Here is a 15955-nt window from a genome sequence, read left to right as displayed (position 1 = left end):
CAGACGCGCCACACAGGAAGGCCACCGATGACGCTTGGGCCTCGACCTGCCGCGCAGCTGCGGCTGCGTGCCCTGCTCGTGCTCGCAGGCACGGTGCACGGGGCGGCCTGGGGCGCCGTCGGCATGACACTGCTCGGCGACGACGACGCCCCCGCCATCCTGGCCCTCGACGGCCCACGGGTGACGTCGGAGGCCGACCTGCTGACCTGCCTGCTGCTCGTTGCGGCCCTGCCGCTCGGCTCCCTCCTGGGCGCCCCCGCCCTCGACCGCCTCTCCCACACCCTGGGGCGACGACCGGCCGTGATGTCCGCGGCCGCCCTCATCGCCGTCGGCGCCCTACTGCCCACCCCCGGAGGCCTGATCCTGACGCTTTCGGGGGCGCTCGCCGTCGGCCTCGGTCTGGGCGGCCTCACCATCGTCCTGCCCAAGCTCGCCCACGAGCTCGCCGCCCCGGGACACCGCCGCCTCATGCCGCGCACGTGGGCCGTGGCCCCAGTCGGCGCCGCAGGGGCCGTGGCGGCAGGCGCACTGGCCTCGCTCGCCGAGCCCCGCGGCGCCGTCGTCGGAGCCTGGGCCGTGCCCGCCGTCCTCGCCACCCTCGTGCTCCTGCTCGCCACCGCGCTGCCCGAGACCCCGCACTGGTACACGGCCCAGAACCGGCTCGAGGCCGCCCACGCCTCGCTCGTGCGCATGCACGGGGCCCTGGAGGCCGCCGTCGCCATCGACTGGGTGCTGCTGGACGCGGGCACCCGCGGCGACCAGGCCCGGCTCAGCCGCTCCGACCTCACGATCCGCCGCGTGCGCCAGGTGGTGGTCGCCGGTCTGCTGCTCGAGCTCGTCCAGGCCCTCCCGCTGGGGCTGGCGGCCCTCGTGCTCACGCCGCCGCTGCTCGCCGGCCGGGTGCCCGAGGGGTGGGTGCCTGCAGGGCCGCTCGCCATGCTCGCCCTGCTCTGGGGCGGAGCCGGGCTCTGCGGCCTGCTGCGCCGACGCGCCCACCACCTCGCCTATGCGTGGGTCATGGTCGGGACCGGGGTGTCTGTGTGCGGCACCGTCCTGCTGGCCCTGCTCGGCTCCGTCGGCCCGGTTGGCGACGTCGTCGTGCTGCTCGCCGCCTCCACCCTCATGGTCGCGGGGCAGTACGTCGCCGTCGTGCCCGCCTGCGCCGGAGGGGTTGACCCGCTCGTGCCGCCCTGGCTGCTGCGCTCCCAGAGGCGGGCAGTGGCGGCGCTGCGGCCCCTGGTCCAGCTGGTGAGCGTCGGGGGTGCGGTGCTGGTCCTCGCGCTCGCGCCGTCGTCGGCCGTCATGCTGGGGCTGGTGCTGGGCGGGCAGCTCCTCAGCCTGCTTCTGGCCCTGCTCGCGCTGCCTCGCGCTGTTGCGGCGCTGCGGTGAGGGGCGGGGGGACAGGCCCTGAGGGACGAAAGAGCGCTGACCGTAGGGTCAGCGCTCGTGTTGGATGGGCCCGAGAATGGTGATCCCGAGGGCCCGGGGGCAGCGCGGTCCGCGTTGGCCGCGCTGCGCAGGAGGGCGGGGCGGGCGTCCTCCGGTTCGTGCCTGACGCGCGGGTCAGGCGGCGATGAGGTTGATGCCGATGTAGACGCCCACCATCGTGGCGACGCTGCCCGTCAGCCCGGCCGTGATGACCAGCAGCGGGGAGCCGACGGCGACGCCGATGACGGCCATGAGGGTGAGGACGACGGCGATCATCGTCATGCCGATCTTGAAGGTCAGCAGGTCCGCGGCCTTGACCTCGTCGCGCGCGGAGGTGGCGGGGGCGGTGCGGGCGGAGGCCGTGGCGGCCGCGGCCCGGGCGGTGGTGTCGATGACGGGAGCGCTCATGGTGTGTTCCTCTCGGTTCCTGTGCGGAACCGGACGGAGGGGCTCCGCACGGCGGTGTGCCCGGCTCGTGGCCGGTGCCGACCTGGTTGGCCGACAAGGCGAGCCTAGGAGACCTCCTTAGCAAATGTCCAGACAAAGAAACGATAGGTGGGTCACGCCGTCGGAAGGCCGCGCGGCCCAGAGCCTGTACGTCGGACAGGGCGCGCGCCCCGTATCCTGTGCCGGTGACGACCGCACCCGCAGCACACTCCGCCACCGCCTCCGACGCCCCCGCCCAGGGGGACGCACAGGGAGCCCGGCCCGGCCCGGTCCTCGTCGTCGACTTCGGCGCCCAGTACGCCCAGCTCATCGCACGACGCGTGCGAGAGGCCGGCGTCTACTCCGAGATCGTGCCCCACTCCACGCCGGTGGCGGACATGCTCGCCAAGGGACCCGCGGCCATCATCCTCTCCGGCGGCCCCTCCTCCGTCTACGAGGACGGCGCCCCCACCATCGACGCCTCCCTCTTCGACGCCGGCGTTCCGGTGCTCGGCATCTGCTACGGCTTCCAGACGATGGCGCAGGCACTGGGCGGCGCCGTCGGACGCACCGGCACCCGCGAGTACGGGCGAACCCCGGCCGCCGTCGACGCCAGCTCGTGTCTCTTCGCCGGCACCCCCCTCGAGCAGTCCGTGTGGATGAGCCACGGCGACGCCGTCCAGGCCGCGCCCGAGGGCTTCGCCGTCACCGCCTCCACGGCGCAGACGCCCGTCGCCGCCTTCGAGGACCGCTCGCGACGCCTCTTCGGCCTCCAGTGGCACCCCGAGGTCCTGCACTCCGAGCACGGGCAGAAGGCCCTGGAGAACTTCCTCCACGTCGGCGCCGGAATCCCCGCCACGTGGACCGCCGGCAGCATCATCGACGAGCAGGTCGAGGCGATCCGCGCGCAGGTGGGTGACGCCCACGTCATCTGCGGCCTGAGCGGGGGAGTGGACTCCTCGGTCGCCGCAGCCCTCGTGCACCGGGCCGTCGGCGACCAGCTCACCTGCATCTTCGTCGACCACGGTCTGCTGCGCGCCGGCGAGCGCGAGCAGGTGGAGAACGACTACGCCCAGGGCATGGGCATCCGCGTCATCACCGTCGACGAGTCCGAGCGCTTCCTGGGCGCGCTCGCGGGCGTCACCGAGCCCGAGGCCAAGCGCAAGATCATCGGACGCGAGTTCATCCGCTCCTTCGAGGCCGCCCAGCGGCGCGTCATCGAGGAGGTGGGTGCCGCCGGCGGCGAGATCCGCTTCCTCGTCCAGGGCACCCTCTACCCCGACGTCGTCGAGTCCGGCGGCGGCGAGGGCACGGCCAACATCAAGAGCCACCACAACGTCGGCGGGCTGCCCGAAGACCTCGACTTCGAGCTCATCGAGCCGCTGCGCGCCCTGTTCAAGGACGAGGTGCGCGCCATCGGGCGTGAGCTCGGCGTGCCGGAGAGGATCGTCGCGCGCCAGCCCTTCCCCGGGCCCGGCCTGGGTATCCGCGTCATCGGTGAGGTCACCCGAGAGAACCTTGAGGTCCTGCGCGCCGCGGACGCCATCGCCCGTGAGGAGCTGAGCGCCGCCGGGCTGGACGGGGAGATCTGGCAGTGCCCGGTGGTCCTGCTGGCCGACGTGCGCAGCGTTGGCGTCCAGGGCGACGGGCGCACCTACGGTCACCCGGTGGTCCTGCGGCCGGTCAGCTCGGAGGACGCGATGACGGCCGACTGGATGCGCCTGCCCTACGACGTGCTCGCTCGCATCTCCACGCGCATCACGAACACGGTCCCGGAGGTCACCCGCGTGGTGCTGGACGTGACCAGCAAGCCGCCGGCCACCATCGAGTGGGAGTGAGCCCAGGCGCCGGACACCTGTCACTCATTCCTAGTCAGAGAATGTCATGACGTTTGAGATTGGCGGAATCCTGCGGTTTCTGAGCGCCCGGATCGGCCGGGACGGGCTGTGACGAGGGATGCGTGACACGCCCAGTCGCGTCGAAGGAGGCCGCACTGGAGGACTTGCACGCTCACGCTTGTCGGTGTCTGTCGAAAACCGCGGGATTCCGCGGTTTTCTTGATCGGCGTCGTCGAGTGCTTCGGCTCCCATGTGCATCAAGGACCTCGACGCACATGGGAGCCGAAGCGACCCCCTCAAACCCCAGTACAACCGTTAACAACTGTCACATGAGCGTGCAAGCCCCACCCGGCACCCTCCGGGGCGGGCCTGAGCGTCGCCGGCCGCCGACCATGCTCGCGCCGAGCTCGAGCCGTCACTGGGCTTGGTGGGGTGGGGTGTCGGAGGACACCACCACCGTCACGACCGGCCAGAAGCGTCACCCCCGCAAGGAAACCGGCCAACTGACGCAACGGAAACCGGCCAACTGTCGCAACAGAATCGGTCCAACTCACGCAATCGGCTAGACTATTGGCGAGAACACAAGGGTTCTGTCTACTGAGGGGGAGCGCATGCGCTACTTGCCGCGAGTGGCCGATGACCTGCTCGCCACCACGCTCGCCACCAGCGGCGCCGTCCAGGTCAAAGGACCGAAGTGGTGCGGCAAGACCGCGACCTCCCTGCAGCGGGCCAGCAGCGCCGTCTACATGCAGGACCCCGACCACAGCCGTTCCTACCTCGCGCTCGCGGACGTCAAACCCTCAGCACTGCTGGAAGGGGACACACCCCGTCTCATCGACGAGTGGCAGATGGCGCCCCAGCTGTGGGACGCCGTCCGCTTCGCCGTCGACCGTCGCGGGGAGCCGGGTCAGTTCATACTCACCGGTTCGACCACGCCCACCGTCCAAGGAGCGCACTCGGGTGTCGGCAGGATCGCCACCCTCGTCATGCGGACGATGACGCTGTTCGAGTCAGGGGAGTCCACAGGGCAGGTGTCCCTGCGCTCGCTCTTCGATGGAAACCTCGACGTCGCGGGCGTCAGCACGCTCGATGTCGAGGCCATGGCGCAGATCCTGTGCCGCGGCGGATGGCCCGCCGCCGTCACGACGGGCGCAGCATCGTCCACCGGACGTCTGGCGCGCAGCTATGTCGAGGGCCTGATCGACTCCGACGTCGCGCGCTTCGACGGCGTGAACCGTCACTCGGGTCGCATGCGTGCGCTCATGCGCGCCTACGCCCGCCACGTCTCCACTCAAGCCTCGCAGGCCACGATCACCGCGGACCTCGCCGTCGACGATGCGACGATGGCCCCCAACACCGTCAGTGACTATCTTGACGCCCTCACTCGCGCCTACGTCATTGAGGACCTGCCCGCCTGGAACCCCGTGCTGCGCTCGCGGACCGCGATCCGCACCAGCCCGACGCGCCACTTCGTGGACCCGTCAATCGGCACGGCCGTCATGCGGTGGTCGCCGGCTGACCTGCTGCGCGACGTCGAGGCCTTCGGGCTGCACTTCGAGTCGCTGTGCGTGCGCGACCTGCGGGTCTACGCCGAGGCCAATGACGGGACGGTCCACCACTACCGCGACAAGACCGGCCTGGAGGCCGACGCCGTCGTCGTCCTCGCAGATGGGAGGTGGGCGCCGGTCGAGATCACGCTCGGCACTCGCCAGCTCGACGACGCCGCCACCCACCTGCGGCGCTTGCGCGAGCGCATGGACCTGGAGCGCATGGGGGAGCCGTCCTTCCTTGCCGTCATCACCGCCGGGGCAACGGCCTACCGGCGCGACGACGGCGTCCTGGTGCTCCCATTGGCCTGCCTGCGCCACTGACGACCCGCCCCAACCTCGCGCTCAACGCATGAGGCGGCGCCGGTTGGGCGCCGTGGTGCACACCGATGAGCGGCCCATGTCTTTCTGGAATAAGGACGAGGCGGCACACTTGCGCCTGGGCGGCGTGGCACCACTCGCCTGCACCCCACCGACCAAGGAGACCCCATGGACCTCACCTCCAACACCCGCCCGGCGGACATGGAGCGCATCACCACCCCCGGGCTCGCGGACGCCTTCATCGCCGAGGCGGTCGAGGCCGTGCGCGCACAGGTCGGCGACGGCAAGGTCTTGCTGGCCCTGTCCGGCGGCGTCGACTCCTCCGTCGTCGCCGCCCTGCTCATCAAGGCGATCGGCCGTCAGGTGGTCAACGTCCACGTCAACCACGGCCTCATGCGCAAGGGCGAGTCCGAGCAGGTCGTCGAGGTCTTCGAAAAGGGCATGGACGCCAACCTCGTCTACGTCGATGCCTCCGACCGCTTCCTGGCCCTGCTCGAGGGCGTGGCGGAGCCCGAGGCCAAGCGCAAGATCATCGGAGGCGAGTTCGTCGCCGTCTTCGCCGAGGAGGCCGCCAGGCTCGAGGGCATCAGCTTCCTCGCGCAGGGCACCATCTACCCCGACATCCTCGAGTCCGCCGACGGCGTCAAGGCCCACCACAACGTCGGCGGCCTGCCCGAGGACATGGACTTCGAGCTCGTTGAGCCGGTCAAGCTGCTCTACAAGGACGAGGTGCGCGTTGTTGGCCGCCAGCTCGGCCTGCCCGCCTCCATGGTGGACCGCCAGCCCTTCCCCGGGCCGGGCCTGGGCGTGCGGTGCCTGGGCGCCATCACCCGCGAGCGCCTCGAGGCGCTGCGCGAGGCCGACGCCATCGTCCGTGAGGAGATCGAGGCCGCCGGCCTCAACATCTGGCAGTACTTCTGCGTCGTGCCCGACGTGCGCGCCACGGGCGTGCGCGAGGGGCGGCGTGCCTTCGACTGGCCCGTCATCATCCGCTGCGTCAACACGGTTGACGCCATGACCGCCGAGGTGCCCGAGCTCGACTGGCCGCTCATGAAGCGCCTCACCGCCCGCATCCTCGCCGAGGTTCCCGGCGTGTGCCGCGTCGCCTACGACCTCACCCCCAAGCCCGTGGGCACCATCGAGTGGGAGTGAGGCCGCCGCGCCTGCCCCACCCACCCCCATCTCACAGCGCCGCGTGTGCCCGGCTTCGTCCGAGGAAGAGACCGACGCAGGCCGTCGCCACGGCGAACAGCGCACACACCCCGCAGTAGCCGGCGAGCGGGGCCAGGTCCCCCCAGGAGGAGGACGGCGCCGAGGCCGCACCGAGGATCGCCTCGCTCGCCCAGTAGCCAGGCGTCAGGCGCGAGACCGTGAGGACGGCCTGGGGCATGATGTCCTTGGGGATCCACGCCCCGCCGATGAAGGTCAGCACCATCCCGCCAATGTTGGCTACCGCGCTCGCCGCGGTCTCGCCCAGGCCAGCCTGCCCCAGCAGGAAGCCGATCGAGACGGAGAACAGGGACAGGGACAGCAGCGCCAGGCCGACGACCGCCAGCAGCGGGCCGGACGTCGCCAGCGAGTCGCGGGCGAAGACGAACACCCCCATGGCGCAGATCCACGCCCAGCCGACCACCCCGATGATGAGGCAGGCGCCGATCATTCCCAGGCTGCGCGAGCGCGCGGTCGTCGGCGAGGACAGGATCCGCGCGCGCACCGCCCGGCGGCGCAGGGCCGTCATGACACTCGAGACGCTGACCACCGAGTAGGCCAGGAGCGGGTAGAAGGAGAACAGGGCGAAGATGACGAGCCCTTGGCTCAGCGGCGGCTGGTCCGCGCTGATGAGCTCGGCCTCAATGCCCGCCGAGCTCGACTGCGCGGCGAGAGCGGCGGCCTCGGCGGGATCCTGCGTCCGCGTCGCCAGGGCGGTGCGCAGGTGGTCGACGTAGGTGTTGACCCGCAGGTCCACGAGGGAGCCGTCGGCGGAGCGGTAGCTCGTCACCGTCTCCAGGGCGGGCGCCTGCCCACCGGTGGCCGCGGCCTGGGCCATGGCCTGCCCCCAGCCGTCGGGGATGATGAGGATGTAGGCCACGCGCCCGCGCGCCGTCGTGTCCTGCAGCGCCTGGACGGAGTCGTCCACCTCCTTGACCTCACCCACGGACGCGGCGAAGTCCGCGAGCGCCTGGGACAGGTGTGAGCCGTCGCGGTCGATGACGGCGAGCACCGGGTGGGACCGGGTGACGTCCTGGGCGGAGGCCCGGGTCGATGACATGCCTGTGAGCAGCCCGAGGGAGCTGATGAGGACGAGGTAGACCACGAGGTACTTGCGGTGGGCCGCGACGATGCGCAGGCAGGTTCTCAGGGTGCTCATGCTGTCCTCCTCAGACGCAGCAGGGCCAGGACGAAGAAGACGACGGCGAAGGCGGTCATCGCCGCGCAGGCCAGGACGAAGGGCTCGAGCGAGCCGAAGTAGAGCAGCGAGTAGAAGGCCCGGGACGAGTGCCACAACGGGTTCGCCCGCGCCAGCCACGGCACCGTCTCCTCCAGGGAGTCGGCGAGGTTCTTGGCTCCGGGGCCGTACAGGCCGGTGAACAGTGAGAGGAACGATGCGACCGCTGAGACGATGGCGGGCTTGAGCGAGGGCCAGGTCCCCAGCAGGGCGCCGCCCGCGCAGCTCATGAGGCTGGAGACGACGACGGCGACGACACTGAGCCACCCGTGCGGGCCCATCTCGACGTCGGCGACGAGCACCATGACGGCCAGGGCCACGAGCAGGCAGACCGTCATCGCCACCCACGAGGCGAGCAGGACCCCGGCCAGGACGGTGCGCCTGGGCAGGGCTGCAAGCGTGCGCCGGGCACCGGTGGGGCCGGAGGCAGCCAGGCACTCCTGGACGGCGACGAGCGCGAACATCATCCCCATGGCGGAGGTGAAGGCGAGCAGGGACAGGTAGTAGCCCGTGCCCGACGAGCTGGCCACCGGCGTGAGCGCCATCTCGCGGGTGACGTCGGGTCCCCGCCCCGAGGCGGGCAGGGCGGCCAGGGCGTCGGGGGAGACCTCGCCCGCGGCGACGGCCGCGGTGAGGGAGTCGATCTGCGCGCCCGTCTGCGCCCAGACGTCGAGGGCCGCCCGCAGGACCGGGGCCGTCGTCGTCGCGTTGCCCTCGTCGGTCAGGTGGAGGACCAGGCGGCCGTCCGTGACGTCGAGGTAGCCCAGGGTGTCTCCGGCGCGGGCCGCCGCCAGCGCCTGCTCGGCGTCGGCCGCAGGCACCGGGTCGATGAGCCTGTCCGCCCCGGTGGAGACTGTCTCGACGACCTGGGACACGCCGGGCGCCTCGGTCAAGGCGGTGTCCTCGACGACGCCCAGCGTCATCGGGGTGGGGGCGAAGGAGTCGTCGAGGTGGGAGAACATCGCCATGAAGATGACGGTGAGGGACAAGGGCAGGACGAGAGCCCACATGAGCAGGGTCTTGTCGCGCAGCAGGCGCACGAGCTCGTAGCGCACGAGGGTTGCCATCTCAGGCCGCCTCGTCCCGCAGGGCACGGCCCGTGATCTCAAGGAAGACGTCATTGAGGGTCGGCGGCTGTGAGGTGACACGGCCCACCGTGACGCCGGCCTCGGACAGGACGGAGAGGATGTCGGAGAGGTTGTGGGAACCGGGTCGGCACTCGACGGCCAGCAGCCCCTCGGAGTCGATCGAGGCCGAGCGCACGTGCTCCAGGCGCCGTAGCCGCTCGAGGAACACCTCGCCGTGGGTCTCGGGTGCGAGGAGCTCGGCGTTCACACGGTCACCGGTGCCGATCATGGCGGTCAGCTCACGGGGCGTGCCCGCTGCCACCTGGCGGCCGGCGTCCATGATGACGACGCGGTCGCACAGCTGCTCGACCTCCTCCATGTAGTGGCTCGTGTAGATGATCGTGGCGCCCTGCTCGTTGAGACGCGAGATGCCTTCGAGGATGGCGTTGCGGCTCTGCGGGTCGACGGCGACGGTCGGCTCGTCGAAGATGACGAGCTCGGGCCGGTGGGCGATGCCGCAGGCAATGTTGAGACGGCGCAGGAGCCCTCCGGAGAGCTTGGCCGGCCGGAACCGGGCGAACTTCTCCAGGCCGACGAAGGCGATGGCCTCCTCGACCAGCTCGTGGCGCGCGGTGCGGTCGGTGACGTACAGGGCGCAGAAGGCGTCGACGTTCTCGCGCACGGTGAGCTCGTCGAGGACCGCGACCTCCTGGGGCACGAGGCCGACGCGCCGCTTGAGGGCGTAGGAGGTTGGCGTCATCGGCTTGCCCAGGACGCGCACCTGCCCGGCGTCGTAGCTCAGGAGGGACAGCAGGCAGCTGATCGTCGTCGTCTTGCCCGAGCCGTTGGGGCCGAGCAGCCCGAGGATCTCGCCGCGCGGGACGGTGAGGGACAGCCCGTCGACGGCGACGAGCTCGCCGTAGCGCTTGATGAGGCCGTCGATGGCGACCGCAGGGACGTCGTCGGATGCCGGTGAGGGGGCCGCTGAGGAGCGGGGATGCGGTGATCTGGTCATGGATCCATGCTCCCCGGCGCCCGATGGCGCCCGGAAGTGCCTGCCGTCATGAGGACGACGGCGCCCGCTCGCTCACCCGTGACAGGTGTCATGGGTGGCGCGCGGGTCCCTATCATCGCGCTATGAGGGTCGTGGCCGACAAGGCGGTGCTGGCGGGCGTGTGCGTCGCCATCGTGGTCATCGCCTGCGAGGCGGACGGGCACGCCGTCGCCTGGCTCCTCGTCGCCGTCACCGTCTCCGCCCTGTGCGGCGCCCTCGAGGAGGGCGATGGTGGCGAGGACGGTGGCGACGGCGCCAGGCGCACGCGAGCGCGCGCGGGGGCGAGCGCCCTCATGCCGTCGGCGCTCCTGCTGGCCGGAGCGCTCGAGCCCCGCGCCGTCGTCGTGGTCCCGCTGCTCGTCTACGACCTCGTGAGGGCACTGACGCGCAGGTCGCACGGCGGGGACCGCCCGGCGTGGTGGACGTGGGCGCTCGCGGCCGCGGTGCCCGTGTGGCTGCGCGCCCTGGATCATCCCGACGTCGTTAAGGGTGCGACGGTCGCGTTCGTTGGCGCCGTCGCCCTGCTCGGCGCGCTGCTGGCCGTGCGCACCGTCGAGCTGGCGGGTCGCACCCGCCACATGCATGTCCTGCGCGACGACCTCGACCGGCGCATCCGCGACCTCGTCGTCTCGCGCGCCCGCCTCGAGGAGGCCTCCGAGTACGAGGCGCGCGCGGCCGTCCTGGGTGAGCGCACCCGTATCGCCCAGGACATTCACGACGGCGTCGGCCACCAGCTCACCCGCCTCCTGCTCCAGGCGCGGGCCCTGGAGGTCGTCCACCGCGACGACGAGGCCGTCGTGGCGGCGCTGGGGACGCTGACGTCGGGTATCGACGACGCCCTCACCCTCATGCGCACCTCCGTCCACGACCTGGCCGACGACGCCCAGGACCTGGCGACGACGCTCCACGTCCTGGCCGGGCGCAGCGGCCTGGAGGTCGACGTCGAGTGCGACCTCGAGCGCGAGCCGCCCGCCCAGGTGGCGCGGTGCGTGAGCGCGCTCGTGCGCGAGGCGCTGACCAACGCGGTGCGCCACGGGCGTGCGCAGCGCGTGAGCGTGAGCGTGACGGACCTGCCCGCCCTGTGGCGCGTGCGGGTCGTCGACGACGGCGCCGGCCGTCTCGACCCCGGCCTGCCGGCCCCCGGCCGGCTCGACGATGGCGGTCCCCGGGGCCGCGGCCGGCAGGACCCGGCCGCCCCCCGCCCGTCCCACCGTGGCCTGGGCCTCATGTCGATGGCCGACCGCGTCGAGGCGCTGGGCGGCCGCCTGCACGTGCACGCCCGCCCGCGCTTCACCATCCTCGCCACCATCCCCAAGCCCCAGGAGGAGCCGGCATGAGAGTGCTCATCGTCGACGACGACGTCATCGTCTCCCAGGCCCTGACCACGATCCTCACCGCCGAGGGTGATATCGACGTCGTCGCCACGGGGACCAGCGGCCCCGAGGCGGTTGCCCTGTGGCGCCGCCACCGCCCCGACGTCCTGCTCATGGACGTGCGCATGCCCGCTGGGGACGGGCTCAGCGCCGCCGAGGAGGTCCTGGCTGAGGACGCCCAGGCCCGCATCGTCTTTCTCACGACCTTCGCCGACGACGAGTACATCGGTCGTGCCCTGCGCATGGGGGCACGGGGGTTCCTTATCAAGCAGGACGTCGCCCGCATCGCCCCCGCGCTGCGCGGGGTCATGGCAGGCATGAGCGTGCTCGAGGGTGAGGTCGTCGAGAGGGGCGTGCTCGCCGGTGCCGCGGCGGGCGGTGCCCCGGCGGGCGCCCGGGGCGTCGGCCGGGCGGGCGCCTCGACGGGCGAGGAGCGCCCCGAGGCGCTGCGGGACCTCACCGAGCGCGAGTACGAGGTCGTGCGCGCCGTCGCCGACGGCCTCGACAACGCCGAGATCGCCCAGAGGCTGTTCATGAGCGAGGGCACGGTGCGCAACCACGTCTCCGCCGCCCTGGCGAGGACCGGGCTGCGCAACCGCACCCAGCTCGCCGTCCTCTACCTGCGCGCCGTGCACCCCCAAGCGGTCTGACGGCACCCCTAAATATGACCGATCGCACTATTACGCCCACGCCGGGGAGATGGCAGAGTGCAAGCCGCCGCGCGGATGCGGTCACCGGCGTCATCGAAGGAGAGAGCCATGAAGTACACCGAACTGGGTACCACCGGCATTCGCATTCCCCGCCTGTGCCTGGGAGGAATGAGCTTCGGGCAGGCCGTGCCCGAGTTCCATCAGTGGGTCATCGACCAGCCCTCGACTCAGGCCGTCATCGCCCGAGCCCTCGAGCTCGGCCTCAGCTTCATCGACACGGCCAACACCTACGCCCGGGGCACGAGTGAGGAGTTCATCGGGACGTCCCTGAAGAACCTGGGCGTCAAGCGCGAGGACGTCGTGCTCGCCTCCAAGGTCTACTTCAACGAGGGGACCCTCACCGCCCCCGCCATCGCGCGGGAGATCGAGGGCACGCTCCAGCGCCTGGGCACCGACTACCTCGACCTCTACATCATCCACCGCTTCGACTACGCCACCCCGGTGGAGGAGACGATGGAGGCCCTTGACGCGCTCGTGCGCGCCGGCAAGGTCAGGGCCCTGGGCGCCAGCGCCATGTACGGCTACCAGCTGCACAACATGCAGCTCGTCGCCGACTCCCACGGCTGGACCCGCTTCGCGAGCATGCAGAACCACTACAACCTGCTCTACCGCGAGGACGAGCGCGACCTCATCCCCGTGTGCGAGCAGTACGGGATGAGCCTGACCCCCTACAGCCCGCTGGCCTCGGGCCACCTCGCCCGCCCCGAGTGGGACTCCGACTCCACGCGCTCGAGGACGGATGTGATGATGCGCGACAAGTACGACCGTACCCGCGAGATCGACATGCCCGTCATCGAGCGGGTGGCGACACTGGCCGCACGCCTGGGCGTGCCCATGGCCGACGTCGCCCTCGCTTGGCACTGGGCCAAGGGCGTGGCCGCCCCCATCGTCGGCTGCTCGCGGCCCAGCCGTGTCGACGACGCCGTGCGGGCGCTGAGCCTGGAGCTGAGCGCCGAGGAGGTCGCCTTCCTCGAGGAGCCCTACCAGGCCCACGACGTCGTCGGAGCGCTGCCGCGGCCCTGACACGTCGGCCGACCCGCCGCCCCCACGCTCTCGAACTCCTCGGTGTGCTCTCGACACGGCGCATATCCGTACGTCGCGAGCACACCGAGGAGTTGGGGGAGGGGTAAGGGGCTAGCGTCATTTTGTACCGGGCGGTAGGATTTGTGGCGTGGCCAGCTCCCAACGTTGGTGAGCCGCCACCAGCACCCCGACGACGGCGAAGGAGCCACACGTGGAACAGTTCGAGATCGACCACCTCGCGACCGTCAGGGCCGCCGCCCCCGAGTCCATGGTCCTGCTCAGCAGCGACGGGACCTTCCCCCTCGACGCGCCCTGCCGCATCGACGCCTACGGCGCGGGCGTGCGCCGCACCGTCAAGGGCGGCACCGGCTCCGGCGACGTCAACTCCCGCCACGTCGTCACCATCGAGGAGGGCCTGATCAACGCCGGCTTCGACATCACCACCCGCTCCTGGCTCGACGCCTACGACACCCTCGCCGACGCCGCCTACCGGAACTTCCTCACCCAGATCAAGGCCGAGGCCAAGGCCGCCGGCCAGCCCCCCATCTTCTACGCCATGGGCGCCGTCGTGCCCGCTCCCGCCGTCGACCTGCCCCTCGACGGCGACGGCGACGTCGCCATTTACGTCGTCGCCCGTGACTCCGGTGAGGGCACCGACCGCACCCCCGTCCCCGGCGACGTCATGCTCACCGACGACGAGGTGCACGACATCCTCGCCCTCGAGGCGGCCGACAAGCCCTTCCTCCTCGTCCTCAACGTCGGCGGCCCCGTCGACCTGACCCCCGTCAAGGATGTGGCCAACATCCTCGTGCTGTCCCAGCTCGGCGCCGTCACCGGTGACGTCCTCGCCGACGTCCTGCTCGGCACCGCCTACCCCTCCGGCCACCTCGCCACCACCTGGGCCGCCTGGGAGGACTACCCGGCCGTGGGCACCTTCGGTGAGAGTGACGACGCCGACTACCGCGAGGGCGTGTACGTCGGCTACCGCTACCTCGACTCCGTGGGCGCCGAGCCCCTCTTCGCCTTCGGCCACGGCCTGGGCTGGACCACCTTCGCACTCGGCGACGCCGCCGTCGACGTCGAAGCCTCGACCGTCACCGTCACCGTCCCCGTCACCAACACGGGCACCCGCCCCGGCAAGGAGGTCGTCCAGGTCTACGTCTCCGTCCCCGCCGGCGACCTCGACCAGCCCTACCAGGCGCTCGCCGGTTTCACCAAGACCGCGGAGCTGGCCCCCGGCGTGGGCACCGAGACCACCGTATCCTTCGACCTGGTCGACCTCGCCTCCTACAACGAGGCCACGGCCGCCACCGTCCTGGAGGCCGGCGACTACGTCGTGCGCGTGGGCACCTCCAGCCGCGCCACCGCCGTCGCCGCTGTCATCACCCTCGCCGAGACCGCGATCGTGCGCCGCCTCCACGATGTCCTGGGCGAGGCCGGCTTCACCGACTGGCGCCCCGAGGCCCCCACCGCCGTCGAGATTCCCGACGACGCCCCGCGCCTGGCCGTGGCCGCAGCGGACCTGCGCCGCGACGACACCCAGGAGGCCGTCGACCTGAGCGAGGAGCTGGACTTCGTGCGGGGGCTCAGCGACGACGACCTGAGCTACCTCGTCCTGGGCGACTACGCCGAGGCCGCAGACAAGCAGTCGATCATCGGCCAGGCCGCCTCCAGCCTCATTGGCGCCGCGGGCCAGTCCACCACCCGCGTCGAGAACGTCCCGCCGCTCATCCTGCCCGACGGCCCAGCCGGCCTGCGCCTTGCCCCGCAGGTCGGCGTTGACGAGCGCGGTGCCTTCCCGCTCGGCAGCGCCTTCGGCGGACTCATGGGTGACCTCATGGACGAGGAGTCCCTGGCGGCGCTGGGCCTTGTCAATGAGCCCCGCACCCCGCGGTCCACCTACGAGCAGTACACGACGGCGATCCCGATCGGCACCGCCGTCGCCCAGACCTGGAACCCCGCGCTCGCGGCCGCCTACGGCGACCTCGTGGGGACCGAGATGGAGCACTTCGGGGCGCATCTGTGGCTCGCCCCGGCCTTCAACCTGCACCGCTCCATCCTGTGCGGACGCAACTTCGAGTACTTCTCCGAGGACCCGCTGCTGTCCGGCCGCATCGCTGCGGGCATCACCCGCGGCGTGCAGCAGCACCCGGGCCGCGGCGTCACCGTCAAGCACTTCGCCTTCAACAACCAGGAGACGAACCGGCTCAACTCCAACAGCCGCGTCTCCAAGCGGGCGGCGCGCGACCTGTACCTGCGCTCCTTCGAGATCTGCGTGCGCGAGGCCCAGCCGCATGGGCTCATGACCTCCTACAACCTCGTCAACGGAGTCCACACCTCCGAGTCCGCCGAGCTGCTGGAGACGATCCTGCGTGAGGAGTGGGGCTACCAGGGGCTCGTCATGACCGACTGGGTGGTGCGCTTCATGACCCGCACCGACCTCACGCACCCGCGCGCTGCCGCGGGCGCCACCGTCGCCGCGGGCAACGAGCTGTTCATGCCCGGCTGTGAGGAGGATCGCCAGGACATCCTCGAGGCTCTGGCCGGCGGGTCCGAGTCGGGCGCCACCCTCACGCGCGAACGCCTTCAGACGCAGGCCGCCCGAGTGGTGCGCATGGCCTGGAAACTCGCCCGCTGAGCCCGGCTCGCGTATCCGTCCGCTCGGTCGGGCCTGCGCCGTCGAGCCGCCGAGGTCGGCCGCTCGCCCGCCCACTGAGCCCGG

General features: G+C 71.5%; 12 protein-coding genes. 8 read left to right on the top strand and 4 right to left on the bottom strand.

Annotated features, from left to right (window positions below; all coding sequences use genetic code 11):
- Positions 1 to 27: 27 nt before the first annotated feature.
- On the top strand, positions 28 to 1389 hold the full coding sequence (locus ID810_RS09030) for an MFS transporter (RefSeq protein WP_166855887.1): 1362 nt from the start codon (positions 28 to 30) through the stop codon (positions 1387 to 1389).
- Between the two features lie 174 nt (positions 1390 to 1563).
- Here the strand turns inward: ID810_RS09030 and ID810_RS09025 are convergent, their stop codons facing one another.
- Positions 1564 to 1836: a mandelate racemase gene (locus ID810_RS09025; protein WP_166855885.1), complete on the bottom strand. Its 273-nt coding sequence runs from the start codon at positions 1834 to 1836 to the stop codon at positions 1564 to 1566.
- A 224-nt stretch (positions 1837 to 2060) separates the two neighbouring features.
- On the opposite strand from ID810_RS09025, the gene guaA (ID810_RS09020) reads away from it, so the two are divergent.
- The 3 genes from guaA (ID810_RS09020) to guaA (ID810_RS09010) all read left to right on the top strand — a co-directional run bounded on the left by guaA (ID810_RS09020) (position 2061) and on the right by guaA (ID810_RS09010) (position 6712).
- Positions 2061 to 3692 carry a glutamine-hydrolyzing GMP synthase gene (guaA, locus tag ID810_RS09020; protein ID WP_166855883.1) on the top strand — a complete coding sequence of 544 codons (1632 nt, stop codon included), beginning with the start codon at positions 2061 to 2063 and terminating at the stop codon, positions 3690 to 3692.
- A gap of 611 nt (positions 3693 to 4303) precedes the next feature.
- Positions 4304 to 5563: an ATP-binding protein gene (locus ID810_RS09015; protein WP_166855881.1), complete on the top strand. Its 1260-nt coding sequence runs from the start codon at positions 4304 to 4306 to the stop codon at positions 5561 to 5563.
- A gap of 165 nt (positions 5564 to 5728) precedes the next feature.
- Positions 5729 to 6712 (top strand): glutamine-hydrolyzing GMP synthase, encoded by a 984-nt coding sequence (gene guaA, locus ID810_RS09010; protein WP_166855879.1) that lies wholly within the window; start codon positions 5729 to 5731, stop codon positions 6710 to 6712.
- Between the two features lie 31 nt (positions 6713 to 6743).
- On the opposite strand, the gene ID810_RS09005 is transcribed toward guaA (ID810_RS09010), so the two are convergent.
- Genes ID810_RS09005 through ID810_RS08995 form a run of 3 tightly spaced genes read right to left on the bottom strand, consistent with a single transcriptional unit; the run spans position 6744 to position 10088 of the window.
- Positions 6744 to 7928: an ABC transporter permease gene (locus ID810_RS09005; protein ID WP_166855877.1), complete on the bottom strand. Its 1185-nt coding sequence runs from the start codon at positions 7926 to 7928 to the stop codon at positions 6744 to 6746.
- On the bottom strand, positions 7925 to 9073 hold the full coding sequence (locus ID810_RS09000; RefSeq protein WP_166855875.1) for an ABC transporter permease: 1149 nt from the start codon (positions 9071 to 9073) through the stop codon (positions 7925 to 7927). The genes ID810_RS09005 and ID810_RS09000 overlap by 4 nt, the downstream gene beginning before the upstream one ends.
- A 1-nt stretch (position 9074) precedes the next feature.
- Positions 9075 to 10088 (bottom strand): ABC transporter ATP-binding protein, encoded by a 1014-nt coding sequence (locus tag ID810_RS08995; protein WP_166855873.1) that lies wholly within the window; start codon positions 10086 to 10088, stop codon positions 9075 to 9077.
- Positions 10089 to 10210: 122 nt separating this feature from the next.
- Here ID810_RS08995 and ID810_RS08990 point away from each other — a divergent pair, with 122 nt between their 5' ends.
- The 4 genes from ID810_RS08990 (at position 10211) to ID810_RS08975 (ending at position 15871) form a co-directional block, all read left to right on the top strand.
- A complete protein-coding gene (locus ID810_RS08990) occupies positions 10211 to 11464 on the top strand; it encodes a sensor histidine kinase (protein WP_166855871.1) in 1254 nt (417 codons plus the stop codon).
- Complete coding sequence (locus tag ID810_RS08985) at positions 11461 to 12150, top strand: response regulator transcription factor (protein WP_166855869.1); 690 nt, start codon at positions 11461 to 11463, stop codon at positions 12148 to 12150. The genes ID810_RS08990 and ID810_RS08985 overlap by 4 nt, the downstream gene beginning before the upstream one ends.
- Positions 12151 to 12258: 108 nt before the next feature.
- Positions 12259 to 13233, top strand: a complete 975-nt coding sequence (locus tag ID810_RS08980) for an aldo/keto reductase (RefSeq protein ID WP_166855867.1) — start codon at positions 12259 to 12261, stop codon at positions 13231 to 13233.
- A gap of 211 nt (positions 13234 to 13444) precedes the next feature.
- Positions 13445 to 15871 (top strand): glycoside hydrolase family 3 protein, encoded by a 2427-nt coding sequence (locus ID810_RS08975; protein WP_425321768.1) that lies wholly within the window; start codon positions 13445 to 13447, stop codon positions 15869 to 15871.
- The last annotated feature ends 84 nt before the right edge of the window (positions 15872 to 15955 follow it).

This window comes from Actinomyces respiraculi, assembly GCF_014595995.2.
Classification (GTDB): Bacteria; Actinomycetota; Actinomycetes; order Actinomycetales; family Actinomycetaceae; genus Actinomyces; species Actinomyces respiraculi.
This window is presented reverse-complemented; position numbering and strand designations above follow the sequence as displayed.

What these genes read in the sequence shown, in the direction of transcription:
- ID810_RS09030 (WP_166855887.1), top strand. Translation starts at nt 28, where the DNA reads ATGACGCTTGGGCCTCGACCTGCCGCGCAGCTGCGGCTGCGTGCCCTG.
- ID810_RS09025 (WP_166855885.1), bottom strand. Translation starts at nt 1,836, where the DNA reads ATGAGCGCTCCCGTCATCGACACCACCGCCCGGGCCGCGGCCGCCACG.
- ID810_RS09015 (WP_166855881.1), top strand. Translation starts at nt 4,304, where the DNA reads ATGCGCTACTTGCCGCGAGTGGCCGATGACCTGCTCGCCACCACGCTC.
- guaA (WP_166855879.1), top strand. Translation starts at nt 5,729, where the DNA reads ATGGACCTCACCTCCAACACCCGCCCGGCGGACATGGAGCGCATCACC.
- ID810_RS09005 (WP_166855877.1), bottom strand. Translation starts at nt 7,928, where the DNA reads ATGAGCACCCTGAGAACCTGCCTGCGCATCGTCGCGGCCCACCGCAAG.
- ID810_RS09000 (WP_166855875.1), bottom strand. Translation starts at nt 9,073, where the DNA reads ATGGCAACCCTCGTGCGCTACGAGCTCGTGCGCCTGCTGCGCGACAAG.
- ID810_RS08995 (WP_166855873.1), bottom strand. Translation starts at nt 10,088, where the DNA reads ATGACCAGATCACCGCATCCCCGCTCCTCAGCGGCCCCCTCACCGGCA.
- ID810_RS08990 (WP_166855871.1), top strand. Translation starts at nt 10,211, where the DNA reads ATGAGGGTCGTGGCCGACAAGGCGGTGCTGGCGGGCGTGTGCGTCGCC.
- ID810_RS08985 (WP_166855869.1), top strand. Translation starts at nt 11,461, where the DNA reads ATGAGAGTGCTCATCGTCGACGACGACGTCATCGTCTCCCAGGCCCTG.
- ID810_RS08980 (WP_166855867.1), top strand. Translation starts at nt 12,259, where the DNA reads ATGAAGTACACCGAACTGGGTACCACCGGCATTCGCATTCCCCGCCTG.